This is a genomic window from Brytella acorum, assembly GCF_029309905.1.
In the GTDB taxonomy this organism is placed as follows: Bacteria; Pseudomonadota; Alphaproteobacteria; order Acetobacterales; family Acetobacteraceae; genus Brytella; species Brytella acorum.
On the sequence record NZ_JARBJP010000013.1, the window covers coordinates 26,304 to 47,623 of the forward strand.

Genomic DNA, 21,320 nt, shown 5'->3' on the forward strand with positions numbered 1-21,320 from the left:
TTGTTTGGTTTTATTTTCGTTCAGCCATGCAGGCAAAGAAAAACCCCACGAACCTATTGGTTTCGTGGGGTTTTCTATATGTCGTCTGGTTGCGGAGGCACGGTTTGGCCGATACCGACATTCACTTCAGATCAAAATATAATTACGATATTTCAATGTTTTAACACTTTAAATATGGACAAGTGTCTATTTGCGGCCTATGAAAGCTAATACTAAGAAGGCGAAGCAACTACCCAAGAATTATACATCTACTCACAAAGCTACCCAGCGTCCGAATGACCTCACTCCACAAGGGTCAGACGGTACCCAACCCCAGTCTCTGTGATAATGTGCTGCGGCCTCTCAGGGTTAATTTCCAACTTCTGGCGCAGTTGCCGAATATACACCCTTAACTGCTGGACATCTCCGTTCGCCCCCCAAAGCTGCCCCAATATATGCTTATGGGTCAGGACACGTCCTGCATGACGGATCAGGAGTCGTAGAATATCCCATTCTCGCGGCGAAAGATGGACTTCATCGCCGCTACGGGTCACAATTCGACGAACGAGATCCACGTTGAGATCACCTGAGACATAGAGCGGAATCGTGCCTTCTTTCTGAAGGGCATGCCTGAGCGCGGCGCGCAGCCGGGCGATCAGCTCGGCCATGCCGAAAGGTTTGGTAACATAATCATCCGCTCCTAGGTCCAGGGCAGCCACTTTGCCCCGTTCGTCATCGCGCACCGAAAGTACGACAATCGGCAAAGTGGGCAACGTCAGGCGTATCTGGCGAATGACTTCGATACCGTCCATGTCTGGAAGTCCCAGATCAAGCAGCACGACATCGATCTCTTCGGCTTTCACCGCCGCCAGCGCGCTCATGCCGTTTCCAGCCTCGATCACGCGCCAGTCCTGGGTCGCGAGACTGGTTCGCAGAAGACGCCGGATGGCGGGTTCGTCATCGACAACGAGGACACGCGGCGCACTCATCCTGATACCTCCGCTACAATCGGAAAACTTATCGTAAACACGGCACCGGTGCGATCAGGACGGTTTTCCGCCGTGATCGAACCACCCGCAGTTTCGACAAATCCTTTAGCGATCGCGAGACCAAGTCCCGTTCCCGGTCGCTGCCGATCCGAGAATTGGATACGTGTGAATTTGTCGAATACCCGTTCAGGATTGTCGGCGGGCAGACCAGGGCCTTCGTCGGTCAGACGCAGGCGGATACTTCCCCCTTTTCGTGCGATTTCGATCATCACCATGCTGCCCTCGGGAGTATATTTCGCGGCGTTATCGAGAATATTGAATAATGCCTGCTCCACGAGAACGTCATCCAGCGGGACCAGTGGCAGATCGGGTGCGACCTTGAGCGATACGTGATGATGCCGGAGAATCACGGCAGCACGCGCCAGCGCGCTTCCGGCAATCTCGCCCAGATCGCAGAGTTGTCGCGCGGGGGTCAGAGCTCCGGCTTCCAGCCTCGTCATGTCGAGCAAGTTAGCGACGAAACGCGAGAGGCGTTCAGCTTCCTCACGAATAGTGGACAGAAGCTCTTTCCGATCCTTGTCATCCAGCAGAGCGTCATAACTATCGAGACTGGACGCCGCCCCGAGGATGGAGGAAAGCGGTGTGCGCAGGTCGTGCGAGATCGATGAAAGAAGCGCCCCACGCAAACGTTCGGTTTCCGCGTGCAAACGCGCCTGATCGAGATCCTGTGACAAGACGATGCGCTCGATCGCGAGTGCAGTCTGATCGCCCAACGCATCGACGAGACGCTGCTGCTCCTGCCCGAGCAGGAGTCCGGGACCATCAGAATCCAAACCAATCACCCCGATAGGTCCACGTGCTGTCCGCAATGGCACAAACAACCGACGTGCACCCGGAAGATTATCGGAGCCCCGTCCCGCCGCACGATCATGTCGCCACGCCCATGTCGCCGCCGCAAGGTCAGCAGAGTCCAAACTTTTTTCCGGCGGATCGCTGGCGCGGATGATGAGTTTGTCGTCGTGCGGCAGAAGAATGACGATCTGCCGGTCGAGCATTTCGGCGATCTGCCGACAGGTCGTCCACAAAAGCTCATCCATGGATGTGATGCCGGTGAGCTTACGACTGAACTCGTACAATGACTCGGTAATCTCCGCCCGATGCCGCGCAACGATCGCCTGCGCACGGACCCGATTGCCAAGGTGACTGGCCGTGACGGCGGTTATGGAAAAAAAAACGAGAGCCGCGATGTTGTCGGGCGAAGATATAACGAACGTATAAAGTGGCGGCAGAAAGAAAAAATTGAACAACAGCACGGCCATGACCGAGGCGTAGAGTGAGGGCCATAAGCCAAAGCCGAGAGCAACACCGAGCACGGCTGTCAAGAATGTCAGCGAGACATTCTGAACCTCCATCCCATGACGAAGCGCTAGAGACAGAACAAGTGCGGCAGCCACAATGCCGGTCGCCGCGATATAGGGACTGAAGGCGAGCGGGCGCTTTTCCGACCTTTCTTCTACGTCGCCATCAACATCGGTCGCCCCCACGACATGGACCGGAATATCTCCAGCCCGGTCGGCCAGAATACGCGTTACCGATGCCCAAGCCCATGGCATCAGCCAGTTTGTCCAGGGACTGCTTACGGGACGTCCGGCGACAATCTGCGTGATATTGTGGCGCCGCGCCCAGACCAGTGTCTCGGCCGCAACGTCCTGGCCCGGTATCGTGACCGTCTCCGCACCCATCGACTGCGCGAGATGCATCTGGCTTGCCGTGCGCTGACGAATTGTCACACCAGCTTCCCGGCTGGTCTCCACATGCAGCACCGTCCAGGGTGCGTGAAACCGTTCGGCGAGCCGCCGTCCATAGCGTAGCAGGCTTCCATCAATATCCTGAAGCGTGAGGCAGACAAGAATCCGCTCTCCCGCTGCCCATGGACCGTTGATCGCGTTGGAGCGCATATGGTCGATCAACTGGGCGTCGACCTGCCGCGCGGTCTGTCGCAGTGCAAGTTCGCGCAACGCGGTCAGATTTCCCGGCGAGAAATAATTCCGCATCGCCCGCGCCGCCGCCGGCGCCGTATAGACCTTGCCTTCGCGCAGCCGTTGCAAAAGGTCGGCTGGCGTCAGGTCAATCAACTCGATCTCGTCGGCCCGGTCAATCACAGTATCGGGCACGGTTTCACGTACGCGAATCCGGGTAATACCGGCAACGATGTCGTTCAGGCTCTCCAGATGCTGGATATTGACCGTGGTGAAGACATCAATTCCGACAGCGAGTAGCTCCTCGACATCCATCCAGCGTTTCGGATGACGGCTGCCCGATCCATTCGTATGCGCCAGTTCATCGACCAGTACCAGCCGGGGCTGACGGGCGAGGATCGCGTCCAGATCCATCTCAGTCAGCGTCTGGCCCCGGTAAGCCACGACACGACGGGGCACGACCTCCAGACCGTCGAGCAGGGCCGCAGTTTCGGATCGCCCGTGTGTCTCGACGATGCCCACCACGACGTCGACGCCATCCCTTATGAGCCGGTGCGCCGTCGTGAGCATCTCGAAGGTTTTGCCCACGCCGGGAGCCGCGCCGACAAATATCTTTAGCCGACCGCGCGTCCCGCCCATTTCATGGGTGGTCTGGCGCAGAAGCGCATCAGGATCGGGTCTGTCGATACGGTCCTCCATCAGCTATTTCATAGCATCAAGTGCCAAGTTCAACCGCAGGACATTTATACGCGGCTCTCCAAGCACTCCCGCCAGCGGCGCCTGGGTCATGCGCAGGATCAGGTCGTGTACCCTCTCCTCAGGAAGTTTCCGGGCCGCAGCGATCCGGGACACCTGGAACCGGGCGGCCTGGGGTGAGATGTCCGGGTCCAGACCGCTGCCCGACGTCGTCACCAGATCGGCCGGAATGGCAAGCCCCTCTCTGAGGGCCTCCGGATTTTCAGCCCGTAGCGCGGCGACGCTTGCCGTGACCCTGTCCACGAGAGATTTCGAGGTCGGACCGAGGTTGGAGCCCACGGACGCTGCGGCATTGTAGGGCAGCGGCCCCGATTTCGACGCATCGACCGGATCTGGACCGCTGGTAGCTGAGGGGCGGGGATGGAAATAGCGCGGCGAGGTGAAATTCTGCCCGATGAGTTCAGAGCCGACCGGCTTGCCATCCACAAGGACGAGACTTCCCCCCGCCTGTCGCGGAAAAAGGACGCTTGCGGCCCCTGTGATGGCCAGCGGATAGAGCACGCCAGTGACAACGGAAAGGAAGAGAAACAGGACGAGGGCGGGTCTCAGTTCGCGAAGCATGGAACTTTTTCCTTCAGGCGATGCCAAGCGCGTTGACGAGCAGGTCGATCAGCTTGATGCCGACGAACGGCGCCACGACACCGCCAACACCGAAAGCGAGAAGATTGCGTCGCAGGAGCGCGGCCGCCCCGACGGGGCGATAGCGCACCCCCGTGAGCGAAAGGGGAATAAGAAAGATGATGATGAGGGCGTTGAAGATGATCGCTGACAGGATGGCGCTCTGCGGCGTGCCTAGGCGCATGACGTTCAACGCCGAGAGCTGCGGATAAAAGCCTATGAACATGGCCGGGATGATGGCGAAATATTTCGCCACGTCGTTGGCGATTGAGAACGTGGTCAGCGCGCCGCGTGTCATCAGGAGCTGTTTGCCGATCCCCACGATCTCGATCAGCTTCGTCGGATCGCTGTCGAGATCGACCATGTTTCCGGCTTCGCGGGCAGCCATTGTGCCGGTGTTCATCGCCACACCGACATCCGCCTGCGCCAGAGCGGGAGCATCGTTGGTACCGTCGCCGCACATGGCCACAAGCTTGCCTTCAGCCTGTTCCTTGCGAATCAATGCGAGCTTGGCTTCTGGCGTGGCTTGAGCAAGAAAATCGTCCACGCCACTTTCGGCAGCGATCGCAGCGGCCGTGAGAGGATTGTCGCCCGTTATCATGACCGTGCGGATACCCATACGGCGCAATTCGGCGAAACGCTCACGAATGCCACCCTTGACGACGTCCTTGAGCGCCACGATCCCGAGCAACCTGTCGTCGTCCACCACGGCCAGCGGCGTGCCCCCGGCGCGTCCCACGGTGTCCGCGTTCGCAATCGCCGCCTGGGCGGAAGCATCTGCCGGATTGCCAAGATAGGCCAGCACACTGTCCACGGCTCCCTTGCGGATGCAACGCTCGCCGATGTCAACGCCGCTCATGCGGGTCTGGGCGGTAAACGGAACAAACTGCATCCCGGCCTGTGCCATTTCCCGGGCACGGATGTTGAAACGCTCCTTCGCCAGCACAACGATTGAACGCCCCTCCGGGGTCTCATCGGCCAGCGAGGCAAGTTGGGCCGCGTCCGCGAGTTCCTGTTCCGTCACACCCGGAACCGGAAGAAAATCCGAGGCCTGACGATTGCCTATGGTGATCGTACCGGTCTTGTCCAACAACAGCGTATCGACATCACCCGCTGCCTCCACCGCTCGACCGGACATGGCGAGCACATTGAAGCGGATCAGCCGATCCATGCCTGCGATGCCGATGGACGAAAGCAGCGCGCCGATGGTGGTCGGAATGAGCGTCACGAACAGCGCGACCAGCACAAGAACGGGAATCTGTCCGCCGGCATAGGCGGCGAAAGACGGAATCGTCGCAATCGCGAAGATGAAGACGAGCGTAAGTCCCGCAAGCAGAATATTGAGAGCGATCTCATTGGGCGTTTTCTGTCGCTGCGCCCCCTCGACAAGCCCGATCATGCGGTCCAGGAAGGTTGAGCCCTGCGCGGCGGTAATTCTGACGATAATCCAATCCGACAGGACGCGTGTGCCACCAGTGACAGCAGAACGATCGCCACCGCTCTCCCGCACAACCGGCGCTGACTCGCCAGTAATCGCGGACTCGTCAATTGAGGCGACACCATCAATCACCTCACCGTCACTCGGCATGAAATCACCCGCCTCGACGAGCACCACGTCGCCGGGCTGAAGCTCGGGCGCGGGCACTTCTTCGTACACACCCGCATAGGACCATTTGCCAGTATCGGTGGGCAGAAGCCGCTTACCCGTCGCATCCGTCCGTGCCCGGCGAAGACTTGCCGCCTGAGCTTTCCCGCGCCCCTCTGCGACGGCTTCGGCAAAATTCGCGAACAGCACCGTAAACCAGAGCCAGAGATTGATCTGGATGGCGAAGCCAATATGCGGTGCTCCCGTCGCAAGGTCGCGGAGCAGCAGGATCGTGGTCAGTGTGGAAACGATCTCTACGACGAACATGACCGGGTTATGCCACATGACACGCGGATCGAGCTTGCGAAAGCTCTCGCGGATCGCGGGCACCAGAAGATCGGCACGCAGAAGACTCGAACGGCCCGGATTGCGGCCACTCTCTTTTCCGCCCGGTCCATCATGAGCCGGCATTATAGATTGAACAGTCATGATGATGCTATCCCGTCAATAGAGCGTACCGGCGCCCATCGCGAGATGCTCGACGATAGGACCGAGGGCGAGGGCAGGCAGAAAGGTCAGGCCTCCCACGATCAGGATCACGCCGATCACGAGACCGATGAACAGCCCGCCATGGGTGGGAAACGTGCCAACAGAGGGTGCAACCGTCTTCTTGGCGGCGAGCGAACCCGCGAGGGCCAGCGCGGGAATGATGACGAAGAACCGACCGATCATCATCGTGATTCCGAGTGTGATATTCCAGAAACTGTTGGCCGTCAGACCGGAAAAGGCGCTGCCGTTATTAGCGCCGGCTGACGTGTATTCATACAGCACCTCGGTGAAGCCATGCGGACCGCTGGCGGACATTGCAGAGGTGCCTGGAGCAACAACTATGGCGATGGCTGTCATCGTGAGGATCATCATGGGGGGCACCAGGATGCCCAGCATGGTCATCTTGATCTCGCGCGCTTCGATTTTCTTGCCGAGATACTCTGGTGTGCGCCCGACCATCAGCCCTGCGATAAACACCGAGACGACCGCGAACAGCAGGAAGCCGTACATTCCCGAGCCGACGCCGCCGAAGATCACCTCGCCAAGCATCATATTGACCAGCGGAACCATTCCGCCCAGTGGCAGGAAGCTCTCGTGCATGGCATTGACCGCACCGCAGGAAGCATCGGTCGTCACAGTGGCGAACAGCGAGGACGCCGCGATCCCGAACCGCGTTTCCTTGCCTTCCATGTTGCCCAAGCCCGGATCAACGCCAAGCGCCGCGAATGCCGGGTTGGCGTGCCCTTCGGCCCAGTAAGTCACGGCCACACCCACGACGAACAGCGCCGCCATGACGGAGAACACCGCCCATCCCTGCCGCCTGTCGCCCACCATGCGCCCGAAAGCGGAGGTCAGCCCCCCCCCGATCACGAAAATTGCCAGCATCTCGATGAAATTCGTAAGAGGTGTGGGATTCTCGAACGGATGCGCCGAGTTCGTGTTAAAGAACCCGCCGCCGTTGGTTCCCAGCATCTTGATCGCTTCCTGCGAGGCGACCGGCCCGACAGCAATGGTTTGGTGCGCGCCTTCGAGCGTGGTGACCGCAATGCTATTCGAGAAGGTTTGCGGCACGCCTTGCCATACGAGGAATAAGGCCAGGACTACACTTCCCGGGACCAGCACATACAACGTGATCCGCGTCAGATCGACCCAGAAATTGCCGATCGTCTTGGCACTACCCCGGGCGAACCCCCGAAATACGGCGAACGCAATGGCGATACCCGCGGCGGCCGAGGTGAAATTCTGCACCGTCAGCGCCGCCATCTGGCTGAGATAACTCATTGTCGTCTCGCCGGCGTAACTCTGCCAGTTGGTATTCGTCATGAAACTGATGGCGGTATTGTAAGCAAGATCCGGTGTCAGCGAGCCGAGACCAAGCGGATTGAGGGGGAGATGCGCCTGCAAGCGCAAGAATGAGTAGACCACTAGGAAACAGACCAGCTTGAAAACCAGCATGGCGAGGGCGTAGCCCCACCAGCTTTGTTCCCGGGCCGCATCTATCCCGGCAAGCCTGTAGAGACCTGCCTCCAACGGTCTGAAGAAGCGTCCGACGGCTCCCATGGACGCGCCCATCACACGCGTCATGGCATTACCGGCAACGGGAGTGAGGAGAACCGTCGCGACCAGGAAGGCGGCTATGAGCGTCCAGCCAGTGATCGTCATTTCTCAGAACCTTTCCGGACGCACCAGCGCAAAGAAGACGTAGACCAGAAGGCCAAGGGTCACCGCGCCGCCTAAAATGAAATCAAGCGACATGACGCTAGATCCGTTCACAAAAGGACAGGAAGCCCAGGGAAATCAAAAAACCCACGATTCCAAGTCCGCAATAAAGAACATCAAGCATAGAAATCCATTCCTTCTGCCAAAACAGGTTATCGCAGCATCCGCATAGGAAAGAGAGAGGGCATTCGCCGCCGCAATATATGAATCTCATAGGAATTCGGGTGAAAATGGGCGACGGAAAGGCCCTTGCTCTTGTCAGACCCATGACCCGATGCCTACTCGGCTAAGAAAATCTCGAGCCGGGAATGATCGCTGATATGAAATATGTGGCTTATAGTCTGCAGCGTCTCCGACGATTGCGCGGGACGTTCTATTCGGTGGGCAGCGTAAAAATCATGCTTGCACCGCAGCTATCTGAAGTCGGGGCAAACCGGGACATGGTCCGTCGGCTCGGTTTCGCCACGATGATCTTGCTGGCAGCGTCGCATTGGGCCGTGCCCAGTGCCTTCGCTTCCGATCTCGGAAGCTGGGCGAAGTCCATCACCTACGGCGCACAGATTGAAGGAGGCATCAACGCCAATCCCGCCCGACCCGATAACGGCGTCAATTTTGGCCAGTTCTTCGGCGATCGCGCCAATCAACCGCAGCTAGACCAGATTCTTCTGACGGTCAACCGCGCTGTCGATACGACAGCACATGACTATCAGATCGGTTTTTTTCTTCAGGGTATGTATGGTGCCGATGCACGTTACTTCCAGATAGCCGGGATTACTTCGAACGCGATTTCCAGTCGCTACCAGTTCATCCTCCCCCAGGCGCATCTTGACCTGCATCTGCCCTGGCTGACCCGGCACGGGCTGGATATGCAAGCAGGTATCCTCACTTCTCCAATGGGTGTGGAATCCTATGATCCCTCACTGAGGCCCTTCTACACGCTATCCTACACGACCCAGTATTCCACCACCTTCGAACATGTCGGCGGGATGTTCCAATGGCATGTCGATGACCATTTCAGTGCGCTTTTCGGTGTCGATACCGGTAATCAGGTCTCGTTTGGTGGAGGCGACAACAATCACGCGGCAGCCGGCTATTTCGGCGTCAATGGCAGCGGGCTGCTTGGCGGAAAATTTTCCTTTACTTATCTCGGCCGCGTCGGCCCGGAAGACGCCATCCGGACATTGGGCAAACAGGCCAATTCTTCCCAGAGGTTCTGGAACGACCTGAACGGAACGTACAAGATCAACGACAAGCTCTCCGTGACCGGCGAGTTCAACTATATGCATGACGATGGCCTTCGCGCGGATGCTTACAGCTTCGTCAGTTATGTGAGCTATCAGATCACACCAAGCCTCACGCTGAACTATCGCGGCGAGATCTATCGCGATAATACGGGCCTATTCGTCACCTCGTTCCTTGGCGACACCTCCTATATCCGGGCCACGTTGGGCAAGAGCGCGTATACCCAGTCTGCCCCACCCACGACTTATGGCGCGCTCACGCTCGGCACGAACTGGCATCCGGCCTTCGGACACCACGTCAAGCTGTTCGAGATTCGCCCGGAAATACGCTTCGATCGCTCCCTCAATGGCACGACGCCCTTCAACGACCTGCGCAACACAGGCCAGTTCACCTTTGGCGCAGATGCGGTGCTCGGCTTTTAATGACAGGTAATTCTTCACACTGCGATGCACAGATCAAAAAGCATGCACGGAATACTCGGCTTGATCAATCAATATTACTGGAGATGAGATAGTGTCTTTAACAGCACCGGTCGCCGTTCAGGGCGGAAAGGGGTCAGCGGGACATGATGCTCGTCCTGCCGGCTTTGCCGCGATATTAGGCGCGCTTGGGGTCGTGTTCGGCGACATCGGTACCAGCCCGCTTTATGCATTGCGCACGACAGCTCAAGTCGTATCGGATCACGGAACTATCTCCGCAAGCGAGGTGCTGGGAGTTGAAAGCCTCCTGTTCTGGACGCTCATGCTCGTCGTGACGGTAAAATACGTCATTCTTGTCATGCGCGCCGACTATAATGGCGAGGGTGGCATTATCGCTCTGATGTCTCTGGCGCAGCAGAACGCGAAGCGTAAATCCGTCAAGCTGCTTCTTGGAATGATCGGTGTCATAGGGGCCTGCCTGTTCTTTGGCGATGGCATCATTACACCAGCAGTCTCGGTCATCTCGGCAATCGAGGGCATCGAGGTTTCGTTTTCGGCCGCGAGCCATCTTGTTGTCCCTTTATCAATTGCCGTTCTGATCGGACTGTTCTCGATCCAGTTTCATGGCACGGGCAAGATCGGCATCATTTTTGGTCCGGTGATGGTACTCTGGTTTCTGATGATTGGGGTTTTAGGCATTCTTGCCATCCTTCACCACCCTACGATCCTGCTTGCACTTTCACCTACCTATGCGATCATGTTCATCGCCCGGCATGGTTATCTGTCGTTCCTGGCCCTTGGTTCCGTAGTCCTCGCCGTGACCGGTGCCGAAGCCCTTTATGCCGATATGAGCCATTTTGGGCGCAGGCCCATTCGCGAAACGTGGTTGTTTTTTGTCCTGCCCTGCCTGGCACTCAATTATTTCGGTCAAGGGGCATTGCTGATCTCTGATCCGGCAACGATCTCCAATCCGTTCTTTCTGCTGGGGCCGCAATGGCTTCAGATCCCTATGATCATCATATCGACAATTGCCACAGTCATTGCCAGCCAGGCGTGCATATCCGGAGGGTTTTCCCTGTGCCGACAATTAATCCAACTCGGTTATGTGCCGCGCATGCGGATCATGCACACAAACCCCACGGAAGAAAGCCAGATATACCTGCCTGGTCTCAACCATTCGCTCATGGTGGGCGCGTTGCTTCTCGTCATCGCGTTCCGTAGTTCCGAGGCTCTGGCGTCGGCCTATGGCATTGCCGTAACCGGCACATTTCTCTGCACCTGTATTCTCGCTGCTGTTGTTTATCGAGACCGGTACAAATGGTCTGCTTGGGCGACCATCACCGTGTTCGGCGGTTTCTTTATCATAGACGGAATTTTTTTCGCCTCGAACACTCTGAAAATCATTGAAGGCGGATGGGTGCCGGTTCTGCTAGCAGCCGTTTTGATCATGATGATGTTCACATGGAAAAAAGGGAGAAGCCTTGTTCTCTCACGGCAACAGCATGATGCGATGCCGGTAGGAACTTTCATTGCGCGTCTTCCTCATTCCCGGAGCATTATCCGTGTGCCAGGGACGGGTGTGTTCATGACGGCAAATCCTGAATACATTCCGACATCGCTTCTTCATAATCTCAAACACAACAAGGTATTACATGATCACGTTATTCTTCTCACGGTCAGGAACGTCAACATTCCTCAGGTGGCGCCCGACCAGCGGGCCGAAGTAACCGAGATCGCGCCAAACATTTATCGGGTCATGCTTTGTTATGGCTTCATGGAAATGCCGAATCTTCCGGTGGCTCTTGCTCAACTACAGGTTGGGGATACCGGTTTCGACTTGCCGCAGGCCTCCTATTTCGTGTCGCGTGAATTGCTGGTCCGTGCGCAGCCGTCCCAGATCTCACGTTGGCGCATGGCGCTGTTTCTTCTCATGACGCGAAATGCAACGCCCGTCACGGACTTCTTGCGTATACCACTCGATCGGGTTGTCGAACTGGGCGTCCGTATCGGTATCTGATGATCACCGCGCCGTATGAAACGGCGCGGTATACCGACAAAAAATAAGATGCATGGAAAATATAGTAAAAATTTAAAGAGAAACATGATCTGCTTCGACTGAAATAAAGGCAGGTATTCCCGTCGAAAATCAGAGGAATTTTTTCTAATATGTTCAAAGAACGTATTTTTGATCTGTTCGAACAGTGCGTGATGACGACACTAAGCGCGATCATCATGTTGATCGCGAGCGTTTCCCTTCTTCATCTCACCGTGTCGATCGTAGTAATGCTTGCCGATCGCGGAATAAACTCGACCACACCTGAGAACCTTCAAGCAGTTTTTGGAATGTTCTTTACAATTCTAATTGCACTTGAATTCAAAAGATCATTTATTACGCCGTCAGCAGGAAAACAGCATGGCATTATTCGTATCGAGCCCATTCTCCTTATCGGCATATTGGCGACCGTCAGAAAGTTTATCGTTCTCGATCTAAAAGAAATCGACTTCAACGAAATGCTTGGCCTTTCCGCCGCCATTCTTTCCTTAGGCCTGGTTTATTGGTTTATACAGCCTCGATACCAACCGCAGCCTCCTGCTTTGCAATCAGACAATTTCTGAGTTAATTCTGTCCACTAATCTAAACGCTTTCGTTCCGTTCTCTGATCTTGGCGACTCAAAATGGAGAACGGATTATTATCGAGCATATCCGCGTGCAGCATCATGGATCGCAGACATCGGGGGAATATCTTTCAGACCAGATAATGTCGATCGAAGCTTCTACGCTCCTGCTAGGAGGCGATAATGATCCTATTAGTGGCATCGCCGCTGGGCATCGCCTATTGCCTAGTTTACCGAACTCCCACCTTTATCCAACCTTCATGTCAATAACTGCGAGGATCACGATCTCGCCCAAACTCACGCTGGAACTGTCGCGAAACTTATCGGGTATCATTTTGCGGACGCCTCGTGAGCGCTGGCAGCAATTTACATATCGTTTCCTCTTTTCTGCCCTGCGACATCCCTTACCCGATCATGTAGGAACCGCTGCCCCTTCGCCAGCCGCCGGACCAATACCTCGTTGAACCGGGCATACATCTCCGCGCCCCGATCCTTCGCGGCCTCGTTCTCGTTCGCCGGGATGGGAAGCTGGTGCCTCATCCAGGCACGGGTATAGAGCGCGAACGCTTCCCCCAGCACGGCGACGGCCTCGTCCACATCGTCGATCCGCCGCCCGAGCCGGTCCAGGCGCTTCGACAGGGCCGCATCCCGGCGTCCATCGTCCTCGCCGGACACGAGCGACAGCACCGCCGCCTCGATCACCGCCGATTTCGACACTTTCCGGCGCTCGGCCAGCGCCTCGACCTGCTTCAGCAGGCCCGGCTCGAAATATACGTTCATCCGCTGCCGTCTGACCATCGCCGTGCTCCCGATCTGGAGGTCCGATGACAGATTGACGCGGAATTTTTGTGGCGCAAACCCTTGTTCGATCGGCATCGTACGGGGGCGTAGCCTGGCGTAAAATTGGCGGCTTTTGTCGGTGTTTGTCTGCCTTCCGAAACGACTCGCGGGGGCATCCTGCTACAAGCCAAGCCCCCTGCCCCGACCCAGCTCCCACGAGATACCACCGTGCTCGTCCATGGAAATGGCCATCTCCTTCTGGCGCTGTTTCCCGATCTCCGGTCTCCAGGGCACCAGCGAGAATTCATGTCCGCTTTCCAGCACCGCGAAGCGCCCGCTGGCCAGATCGACCGGGCCTTTCAGCGTGCCCTGAATGGTCTCGAAGCGATCGAGCGGACGCCATAACTTCCCCCGCTTTTCGGCCATCACCTGTCCGACCCGTTCCACCTCCCGCCCTTCCAGCGTCGCCAGCAGGTTCCTGCGATAGCGGACCACGCCCTCCGGGGTGAGGCTGGCATCCCCACGGTCGATCAGGGCCTTTTGCCGTCTGGCCAGGGCATCGCCGACTTCACCCCCGAACCCGGCCTCCACCCGGTCGTCGTCGCGTCTGGTCCCAGCCACCAGACGCCGGTCGAGCCAGGTCGCCCCGTCGGAACCGATCTGCACCTCCAGATCGAAGGCCGAGAGCAGCCGCACCGTCGCCTTCGGGGCACGCGCCGCGTCATAAGCGATGGCCTTCTTCTGGAAGTCTTCCGGGATGCGCCAGCGGTCGGCCTCAAACCGTTCAACAATCCCCGCCCGACGCAGAGCTTCCAGACGGCGGACATGCCCCTTGATCAGGTCTTCCGGCGTGCCTTTGAGGTTCCAGCGGTCGAGCTGCATCTGTTCCAGATGGGTGGAGGGGCGATAGATCCCGTCCTCGGTATGGGCGAGGATCGCCCGATCGGACGGGCGCGGTTTGTCGAGGACAGGAGCTGCCGCGATCTCCACGATCGCGCTACGGGGGATGTCCTCCATCTGGGCTGGATCGAAACCGCGCAGATGATGCACCCGTCCGTCGATCCCAGCGACCACCAGCGACAGTTTCTCCCCGAGTTCGTCGGTCAGGTGCCGGTCCACCAGCCGCCCGGTGACCGGTTTTTCCGGAACCTCGCCATGGAAGCGGAAATGCGCGGGATCGCGCGTCGGCGCTGTGCCCTTGTCGCGCGCTTTCAGGGCGCGATGCATCTGCCGGGTAATTTCATCCCGTTCGCCGAGATTGCGCAGGCGTTCTTCCAGCCGGTCGTCGAGCGTCCACCGCCCCGGTTCCGTCTGGCTGGCCAGTCCCATGCGTTCCAGTTTGGTCAGACGTGACAGGCACAGCCGCCGGTCCACCAGATCGGACGATGCGACGTCGCTGCCAGGGCGCATGTCGAGGGAACCATCCTGCGCCTGCGCCAGCAGGGCACGGTCGATGCGGGTGAAGCGGTCGCGGTCGATCTCGGTTTCCAGCTTCTGCCGCTGCTCGATCTCGGACACGGGGCCGAGGTCCAGCGTGACAAAATTCAGACGCGCGTTCGCGCAGGCCGTGCGTGATATACCCGCCATCAATGACGAGATCCTTGCCCTGATCGTCTCGGCCATTGATAACGACATGGACATGGGGATGCGCGGTATTGAAATGGTTCACTGCCACCCAGTCCAGACGTGTGCCGAGATCGGCTTCCATCCGCGTCATCAGGTCGCGGGTGAAGTCCGTCAGATCCTCCATCCGGTCGGCATCTTCCGGCGAGACGATGAAGCGGAACTGATGCCGGTCCTCCGCAGCACGTTCGAGGAAGGTTTTCGCATCGGCACGGTCGGTCTCCGCGCCATACAGGACACCACGCTCGCCGTCGCGGGAGGTGCCGTCACGCTGGATGTAACGCAGGTGGGCAGCGGCTCCTCCTCCCTTCCCGGCCTGACGCACCACACGCGCCTTCACGGTCACACGCCGGGCACCGGATAGCTGATGCCGCCAGCCGGCGATCCCGCGCGCCCGGACGAAGGACGCGCCACGCCCGCGACCCACCCCACGGGTGGAACCGGAACGCCCCGCGCTTCCCGCACGCGAGGCCGCACCCGACCCAACAGATGAACGGCGACCACTGCCGCCGCCCGACCCGCTGCCGCCCCTCTTTCCGGGGGACAGGGATTGCCGCCGAACCTGTGTGCGGATGCCCGCCAGAAAGTCGGTGCGACCGCGCGCCGGACCGCCCTTCGAACGGAGGCGTCCAACTCTGGGGCGAAACGCGGTGTCGTCATCCTGCGCCATGGCCAGACCTCGCGAAAACCAGGCTTTTCGGGGAACAGTGCCGTCAGAAACGGCGGGAAACCCTCACTCCTGAAAAATGACGGCTCATACGCCAGAAATCCAGAGTGCCTCCCGAACTTTCTCTAACCCCATGTGCAGACAGAGAAAACCGCAGGGCTGGACCGGCAGGAGTGCCACGTCCTTTAATCTTGCCCTCACGTTTTTTCGACTTTTCGGAATCCAGCACTCACTTCGGGATATCCGTGCCAAGGCCCGAAAATCTGCCATGACGCACCTGCCGACACCAATCGAACGGGACGTCGAAACGCTGCACCGCGACCCGTCTTCGATGTCTCTTATGACGTGCCGAACACACGTCAAAACCATGCGCCTGACCTGATCGAAAACGACCTCCGCACATCACGGGGGATTGCCAAACGGACGACACTTCCGGCGACGATAACCGATCGGTCAGCATGCGTTCGTCGCGCATCCGGGCCGACCGTCCAGCGCATGCGGACGGTGTTCCGGATGCGGGAAAACTCGTGCCACTCAACGCCACAATCGTTAGTAGAAGCGGTGTCCGAACACGTCCGAAGGTGAGAAAAATACACGCGGCGGCGCAGCCGGCACCTTCCGCTCGCGGCGCGAAGCGTCGCGTTGTCCCGGCACAAAACGGACGCGACAGGAGGATGGACAAGCTGGCCGGAAAGAGAAGGGAAAGGCACGGGCCAACGTCGGTAAGCCAGACGCGGACAGCGCACTCAATGCAACGCGCGACGACGCAGCCATGCCCGATGCCGTGCTTTGGTATAGGCATCGGGCTGCTGCCGGGCCTCCAGCCGATGGTGAAGTTGACACCAGTAATCGGGACTGACCTCTGTCGAGGTCGATGTCCAGCGCCTCGACCACGTCGATCGCTTCCATTACACGCTGGACGCGCGGCCATGAATTCTGGTGCAGCAACACCTCGGCACCGGGCCGCACGCATGGGACAGTCTGGTAGTCTTCGCCCGAACCCACCGTGCGCACGATGTCGATGTGCGATTCAACCGTGCCATACTCGTTGGCGGCCCAGCGCACGAAGGCGAACACGCTGCCGGGCGCGAAGCTGAGCATGCGCCGCTGACGGTCAAGGATCGTGTCCGAGACAGGCCGCCCGAAGCGCAGCCAGCGTTCCACCTGCTTCTCGATCCAGGTCAGTTCGACTGTCGTGATCAGGGCGAACGGATCCTCAGGCATCACGTCTGTTTCCTCTTCACGGCCGACGCTCCCGCCAGCACAGACTTTGCCGGGAGGATGACGGCAATAAGAAGACTGCCGTCAGGGTAATCGCTTGAACAGGTAGATTGCCACCCCGCCGTTTCGGGCCTCTTCACGTTCGATTTCGTAACCCAGTGATGCGTATAAGCGAAGATTTTCTTCGAACAGAGAGTTCGTATACAGGCGGACAATGCCTACACCGGCCTGGGCGGCCAGTTGCTCCGCATATGCAAGCATTTTTCTTCCATAGCCACGCTTCTGGAAGCGAGGATCAACGGCGACGTTTTCAATCAGAATGTCGTTTTCATGCTGGATTGTTTCGAGAAGCGCCACCAAATCTGAACCAGCGAACAGAAGGTCTACCCGGTGGTCACGAATGAATGCGGCGTGGTCTGCCTTCATCGGGAGCGGTTCTCGCCCGATCACTGGCACCCATTTGGCGTAAGCTGCTCTGGTAAGCGCTGCGACGGCCTCGGCATCGCTGATCGTCGCAACTCGAATCATCTCAGTCATATTTTTATATGGTGAGTTCTAAAAACGAGCCAAACCACTCCAAACGACAACAAAGAGGGAACCGGAATGTTGTCTGGTCGGCGTGAGGGATTAGACAAGCAATCATTCGTGATGTCGACGTTCATGCCATATACGCCTATTTTGGACTTTCAACCCTCAACTTTGACTTACTCAAAACGGCTGCGACGAACGATTTTGAAGGCTTTGAATAGCAAAAGGAAGACATATCACCACGAGAACCCTGATCCAAATGTCCAAAGTTAAGGTAATAACGTCTTCTTGTCTTTCAACTGGACTAAGTTGCAACCAGCTCAGCGATCTTAGCTGCAACTTCCGCCAATGACTCTTCGGCAGTGCTTAGCCCAGCCCGAGACGCTAGCAGAAGGCTGACCTTCTCCAATTCTTCGTATGTTGTTCCATGTACGACGGGCACGAGCCTCTCACGCCGGAGGAGAGCCGAAAGCTCTTTGTCGGCGACACCTTCTGCGGGAAGGCGACGCAACATGGCAGGCGTAACTAGTACTATACCGATGCGAGAATTCACCAAACCCTTATCAATTGCCCGCATCATAGGCACGCCGAGGCCAAGGTCTTTCTCGCTGAACCATACACGAACGCCGCGTTTTTCAAGTAGGTCATGAAGGTCTTTTGCGGCCCCCTGACGGTCATCCCACGCGTGGCACAGAAAAACATCTCTAAGATCAGGTTGCGAGATCGCGAGGTTTTCGACAGATTCACGGATAGGAGTAAGTGCCCTTACTTCTTCAGGTGCGTACCACACTCCCGAACTCGGTGTAGACCATCGTGGCTTTGAACTATGCCGCGCCGAACTACCGGTGCTCCGGCTCCCGGAAGGAGAAGGCCGATAGCTGCCATAGTCACTGTAACTACTGTAGCCACCATATCCCCGTGAACTACTGTATCGCCCTCCGCAAGCAGGGCAGTCAGCCGCCGCCGCAGCCGAGCGATGTCCCCTTACCGGTGCAGTACATTGGGCCATGTATTCTCCCTTCTTGTCGGCTTTTCTGCCAGAAATTTAAAATAATTATATTCTCACTACGTCCAACGTAAGCAATGCATTTGTCCCGGATTATTCCCGGCAAATCAGCGACGGCGCCGCTTCGATCTATAACCACTGCGCCGCCGCCGTAAGCCGCGCTCAAAAAGCTTATCATGCAGTAGCGATGTAAATCGATCTTGCCATCCATCAGCATGCACCACGCGATCAAAATGTGCGTCCTGATCGCGGAGAAGATCAAGTCGGGACCGTTGGGATGCTTCGTCCCAATCCTGATAAAGTAAATAGATTGCATTACCGTATTTGAGGTTCTCGAACACGACTAAATTGTCAGCGAACTTTGCGCCGAAATATGAGCCAAAGCCACCCTGGCCCCGAATGTAAGCTTTCGGCTCGAAGCCCTCGAACAATCGCACCCGCTCGCGAACATGTTTCTCGAAGTCAGGAGCGTTCGTCGGATGCGCCGATCCCAACAAGCGAGCAACAACTTCGTCAGCAGTCCCCGGTGGAAAAATCTGCCAGTCAAGCGTGATGGTTGAGAGGTATTCTTCCCGTTTGGCGTCGCTCGCGAATACGCCAGTGACGCCCGTATTCTCTTGCAGAACATTGACCGCCCAGAGCAGCATCAACTCGAACTCGGCCATACTGCGGCTCAGCATGGGCGCGAGCGCAAATATGATCACCACCTCCTCACCACCTTTATCTTGAAGCACACTTGCTTCGATGGTCATGCCCTGCGGCTCAAAAATTTGGTGTTGGTAGACGTCTTTCGTCCAAGAACGCATCGTCCAGCCGTTGCGCGCGCCGTCACCAAAATTAGGTGATTCGAAGGTCCATGTTTTCTGGACCATCGGCCAATCTTCGCGCTTGCGGTCCCAGCCATGAGCGTTTCGCTCAGACCACTTTCCAGCGTCGGCAGGCGGTTGGGTCGGACCTGCGGCGATGACGGAAGAACCGTCTATGCTCAATCCAACGTGGCTATATTGCCCTGTCTCAATATCCCTGCGCTTGATCTTCTTGGTCGCGGCAACGACGATGAGATCGCTGTCAATGTTATTCAGTGCATTCTGCACAAACAGAGGAATTTGACGGTAATTGCTCTTCCAAGGAAAACGCTTTGCCACCCTTGATCCCCTTGCTGCGATGTAGAACATATAGGGATCGAGAATGCGCGAACAAGAGCCGCATGAAAATACTTTTCAAGTATTATGTAAATAATCAGCGCAAGCAGAGGCACCGATCAATGCAATGCGGTCGCTCGATCCACTGAACGCTACTAACCACATGCGATCGCCGGAATGGCTCGCAGGGGCTTGGCTACACGCTCGAGTCCCTTTCCACGATATACGCGATGAGAGAATGTGCTACATTTTTGCTAATCTCCTGCCAATGTAAATCGCACGTGGATCCTGCGGAAATGTCGGCTCTTTCCCTTATCTATACTGAAGTTAAAGCAACCGGAATCGGTTCATCTATGCATAAATTTTGAACTAATGACATCCGCTATGATGACTAGGCTTGAGGCCTACTACTCATGTCTGGAATGAGGGCAGAAACTGCTCTTACAACAAAGTAGACGAATCGTTCCCCCTGAATTAATTATTCACCAACTTGTGATTTCTCGTTTTTCTTACAAAACACCGCCACGTGTACGCCTGACTACGCCCCAGTACGCAGCACCTAACGTACGCCGACAATCCATTGAAATGGCTTAATTTTTTCGGTTGCACGGCGTCTTTCCGCACGTGATGCTGCTGTCCTCTCCAAACGGAAAGGGCTGCACGATGACGGACGAAAACCGCATATCGAACGCCGGACCGAAATCTCCGGCCAACGATAACAAACCCACGGATACTGTCCAGTCCGCCCTTCCAGATCCGGCCATGAAGGCGCGAACGGATGCATTGATCCTCATCCTGGCGCGCCTGCTGGGACGGCAGATCGCCCGCGAGGAATTCGAACGGCGGATAGGTCAGATTGACGCCGCCAACGACAACGCTTCGTCAGACCGAGGAGCAGCCAGTCGGAAGGAACCTGATGAATGATGCCAGTCCCATCCAAGGCACCACTTCAGGCAGGCCGGGATCACCTGTTTTGCGCTTCCCATATTCGTACAAATGTATTACATTTGTCTTGCAATCAGGAGGAAGCCATGTCCGCCGTGACGTTCCGTGTCGATGACACCCTCAAGGCCGCCGCTGTCGCGAAGCTGTCGGCGCAAGGCATGTCCCTGTCCGACGTGCTGCGCGATACCCTGGCCTATATCGCCGAGACCGGCCAGCCGCCGGTCAAGCGGCGGCTTGTGACCGACGAAGATGCAAGGCTGATCGAAATCGTCCGCGAACGCCTCGCCAATCCCGCCCCCCGCCACCGCATGACGCTGGCAGAACTCAAGGCCCGCCATCCCGATGACTGAATACGCGATCGAATTTGATGATCGCGCACTTCGGGAATGGGACGGGCTGGACGGCAGCATTCGCAGGAAATTCGAGAAAAAGCTCGAAAAACTGGTTCTGAACCCGCATTCTCCCGGCAACGAACTGCACGGCGATCTCGCCGGATTTTACAAGATCAAGCTGCGCCAGGACGGCTATCGCCTCGTCTATCAGGTCGTGGAACAGCGGATCGTCATCTTCGTCATCGCGGTGGGACATCGCGAGGATAATGAAATCTACACGGCGGCAACCGGGCGCGTCCCGGAGACGCCAGCCGATCGGACAAAGCCATCCAGCGGTAAACGTCGCATAAGGTAAACCGTACGAAATCATTTGCCAGGAGTTTCGCCATGACCCGTGTCGCGCTCTATGCCCGCTACTCCTCGGACAACCAGCTGGCGGCCTCGATCGAGGACCAGTTCCGGCTCTGTGAAGAGCGCGCCGCGCGCGAGGGTTGGCAGGTGGTGGATTATTACCGTGACGCGGCCATTTCCGGGGCCAGCATGATCCTGCGCCCCGGCATCCAGACGCTTCTGCGCGACGCGCAAGCCGGGCAGTTCGACATCGTGCTCGCCGAGGCGCTGGATC

General features: G+C 57.5%; 19 protein-coding genes and 2 pseudogenes. 7 read left to right on the plus strand and 14 right to left on the minus strand.

The features are described 5' to 3' along the window. Window positions 1-281: 281 nt before the first annotated feature. Genes PWM43_RS13885 through PWM43_RS13910 form a run of 6 tightly spaced genes read right to left on the minus strand, consistent with a single transcriptional unit; the run spans window position 282 to window position 8,210 of the window. Window positions 282-968: a response regulator gene (locus tag PWM43_RS13885; protein WP_042058412.1), complete on the minus strand. Its 687-nt coding sequence runs from the start codon at window positions 966-968 to the stop codon at window positions 282-284. Continuing rightward, window positions 965-3,646, minus strand: coding sequence for a sensor histidine kinase (locus tag PWM43_RS13890; RefSeq protein ID WP_289843119.1), 2,682 nt, complete (start codon window positions 3,644-3,646; stop codon window positions 965-967). The genes PWM43_RS13885 and PWM43_RS13890 overlap by 4 nt, the downstream gene beginning before the upstream one ends. Before the next feature lie 3 nt (window positions 3,647-3,649). Next, window positions 3,650-4,264, minus strand: coding sequence for a potassium-transporting ATPase subunit KdpC (gene kdpC, locus PWM43_RS13895; RefSeq protein WP_289843120.1), 615 nt, complete (start codon window positions 4,262-4,264; stop codon window positions 3,650-3,652). A 13-nt stretch (window positions 4,265-4,277) separates the two neighbouring features. Beyond that, the gene (gene kdpB, locus PWM43_RS13900; protein ID WP_042058420.1) at window positions 4,278-6,377 is read right to left on the minus strand and encodes a potassium-transporting ATPase subunit KdpB; all 2,100 of its coding nucleotides are present in this window, start codon (window positions 6,375-6,377) and stop codon (window positions 4,278-4,280) included. A gap of 33 nt (window positions 6,378-6,410) precedes the next feature. Beyond that, window positions 6,411-8,117, minus strand: a complete 1,707-nt coding sequence (kdpA, locus tag PWM43_RS13905; protein ID WP_042058423.1) for a potassium-transporting ATPase subunit KdpA — start codon at window positions 8,115-8,117, stop codon at window positions 6,411-6,413. 3 nt (window positions 8,118-8,120) lie between these two features. After that, window positions 8,121-8,210, minus strand: a complete 90-nt coding sequence (locus PWM43_RS13910; RefSeq protein WP_077813867.1) for a K(+)-transporting ATPase subunit F — start codon at window positions 8,208-8,210, stop codon at window positions 8,121-8,123. A 404-nt stretch (window positions 8,211-8,614) separates the two neighbouring features. Between PWM43_RS13910 and PWM43_RS13915 the strand changes: the two genes are divergently transcribed. From PWM43_RS13915 to PWM43_RS13925, 3 genes are all read left to right on the plus strand, one after another. Next, the gene (locus tag PWM43_RS13915; protein WP_289843121.1) at window positions 8,615-9,838 is read left to right on the plus strand and encodes an outer membrane beta-barrel protein; all 1,224 of its coding nucleotides are present in this window, start codon (window positions 8,615-8,617) and stop codon (window positions 9,836-9,838) included. Between the two features lie 91 nt (window positions 9,839-9,929). Then, window positions 9,930-11,852, plus strand: a complete 1,923-nt coding sequence (locus tag PWM43_RS13920) for a potassium transporter Kup (protein WP_289843122.1) — start codon at window positions 9,930-9,932, stop codon at window positions 11,850-11,852. Between the two features lie 149 nt (window positions 11,853-12,001). Next, window positions 12,002-12,451, plus strand: coding sequence for a phosphate-starvation-inducible PsiE family protein (locus PWM43_RS13925; protein ID WP_062106294.1), 450 nt, complete (start codon window positions 12,002-12,004; stop codon window positions 12,449-12,451). 366 nt (window positions 12,452-12,817) lie between these two features. On the opposite strand, the gene PWM43_RS13930 is transcribed toward PWM43_RS13925, so the two are convergent. The 8 genes and pseudogenes from PWM43_RS13930 to PWM43_RS13960 all read right to left on the minus strand — a co-directional run bounded on the left by PWM43_RS13930 (window position 12,818) and on the right by PWM43_RS13960 (window position 19,451). Then, window positions 12,818-13,249: a ribbon-helix-helix domain-containing protein gene (locus tag PWM43_RS13930; protein WP_132127028.1), complete on the minus strand. Its 432-nt coding sequence runs from the start codon at window positions 13,247-13,249 to the stop codon at window positions 12,818-12,820. Window positions 13,250-13,411: 162 nt separating this feature from the next. After that, window positions 13,412-14,818 (minus strand): DUF3363 domain-containing protein, encoded by a 1,407-nt coding sequence (locus tag PWM43_RS13935; protein WP_289843123.1) that lies wholly within the window; start codon window positions 14,816-14,818, stop codon window positions 13,412-13,414. Window positions 14,819-14,888: 70 nt separating this feature from the next. Next, a pseudogene (locus PWM43_RS15450) lies at window positions 14,889-14,981 on the minus strand (hypothetical protein); the annotation flags it as partial. A 215-nt stretch (window positions 14,982-15,196) separates the two neighbouring features. Further along, window positions 15,197-15,514 carry a hypothetical protein gene (locus PWM43_RS13945; protein WP_289843125.1) on the minus strand — a complete coding sequence of 106 codons (318 nt, stop codon included), beginning with the start codon at window positions 15,512-15,514 and terminating at the stop codon, window positions 15,197-15,199. 753 nt (window positions 15,515-16,267) lie between these two features. Continuing rightward, window positions 16,268-16,745 (minus strand): annotated as a pseudogene (locus tag PWM43_RS13950) (DUF2840 domain-containing protein). Between the two features lie 81 nt (window positions 16,746-16,826). Then, entirely contained in the window at window positions 16,827-17,279 is a 453-nt protein-coding gene (locus tag PWM43_RS13955; protein ID WP_289843126.1) for a GNAT family N-acetyltransferase, read from the minus strand. 295 nt (window positions 17,280-17,574) lie between these two features. Beyond that, the gene (locus tag PWM43_RS15455; protein ID WP_394356092.1) at window positions 17,575-18,279 is read right to left on the minus strand and encodes a toll/interleukin-1 receptor domain-containing protein; all 705 of its coding nucleotides are present in this window, start codon (window positions 18,277-18,279) and stop codon (window positions 17,575-17,577) included. Between the two features lie 104 nt (window positions 18,280-18,383). Then, complete coding sequence (locus tag PWM43_RS13960; RefSeq protein ID WP_289843127.1) at window positions 18,384-19,451, minus strand: hypothetical protein; 1,068 nt, start codon at window positions 19,449-19,451, stop codon at window positions 18,384-18,386. A gap of 630 nt (window positions 19,452-20,081) precedes the next feature. Here PWM43_RS13960 and PWM43_RS13965 point away from each other — a divergent pair. From PWM43_RS13965 to PWM43_RS13980, 4 genes are all read left to right on the plus strand, one after another. Next, window positions 20,082-20,342: a hypothetical protein gene (locus PWM43_RS13965; protein WP_289843128.1), complete on the plus strand. Its 261-nt coding sequence runs from the start codon at window positions 20,082-20,084 to the stop codon at window positions 20,340-20,342. 107 nt (window positions 20,343-20,449) lie between these two features. Further along, a complete protein-coding gene (locus PWM43_RS13970) occupies window positions 20,450-20,713 on the plus strand; it encodes a type II toxin-antitoxin system RelB/DinJ family antitoxin (RefSeq protein ID WP_289843129.1) in 264 nt (87 codons plus the stop codon). Beyond that, window positions 20,706-21,050, plus strand: coding sequence for a type II toxin-antitoxin system RelE family toxin (locus PWM43_RS13975; RefSeq protein WP_289843130.1), 345 nt, complete (start codon window positions 20,706-20,708; stop codon window positions 21,048-21,050). The genes PWM43_RS13970 and PWM43_RS13975 overlap by 8 nt, the downstream gene beginning before the upstream one ends. 32 nt (window positions 21,051-21,082) lie before the next feature. Beyond that, window positions 21,083-21,320, plus strand: a 238-nt coding sequence (locus tag PWM43_RS13980; protein ID WP_289843131.1) for a recombinase family protein, incomplete at its 3' end; no start/stop codon positions are given.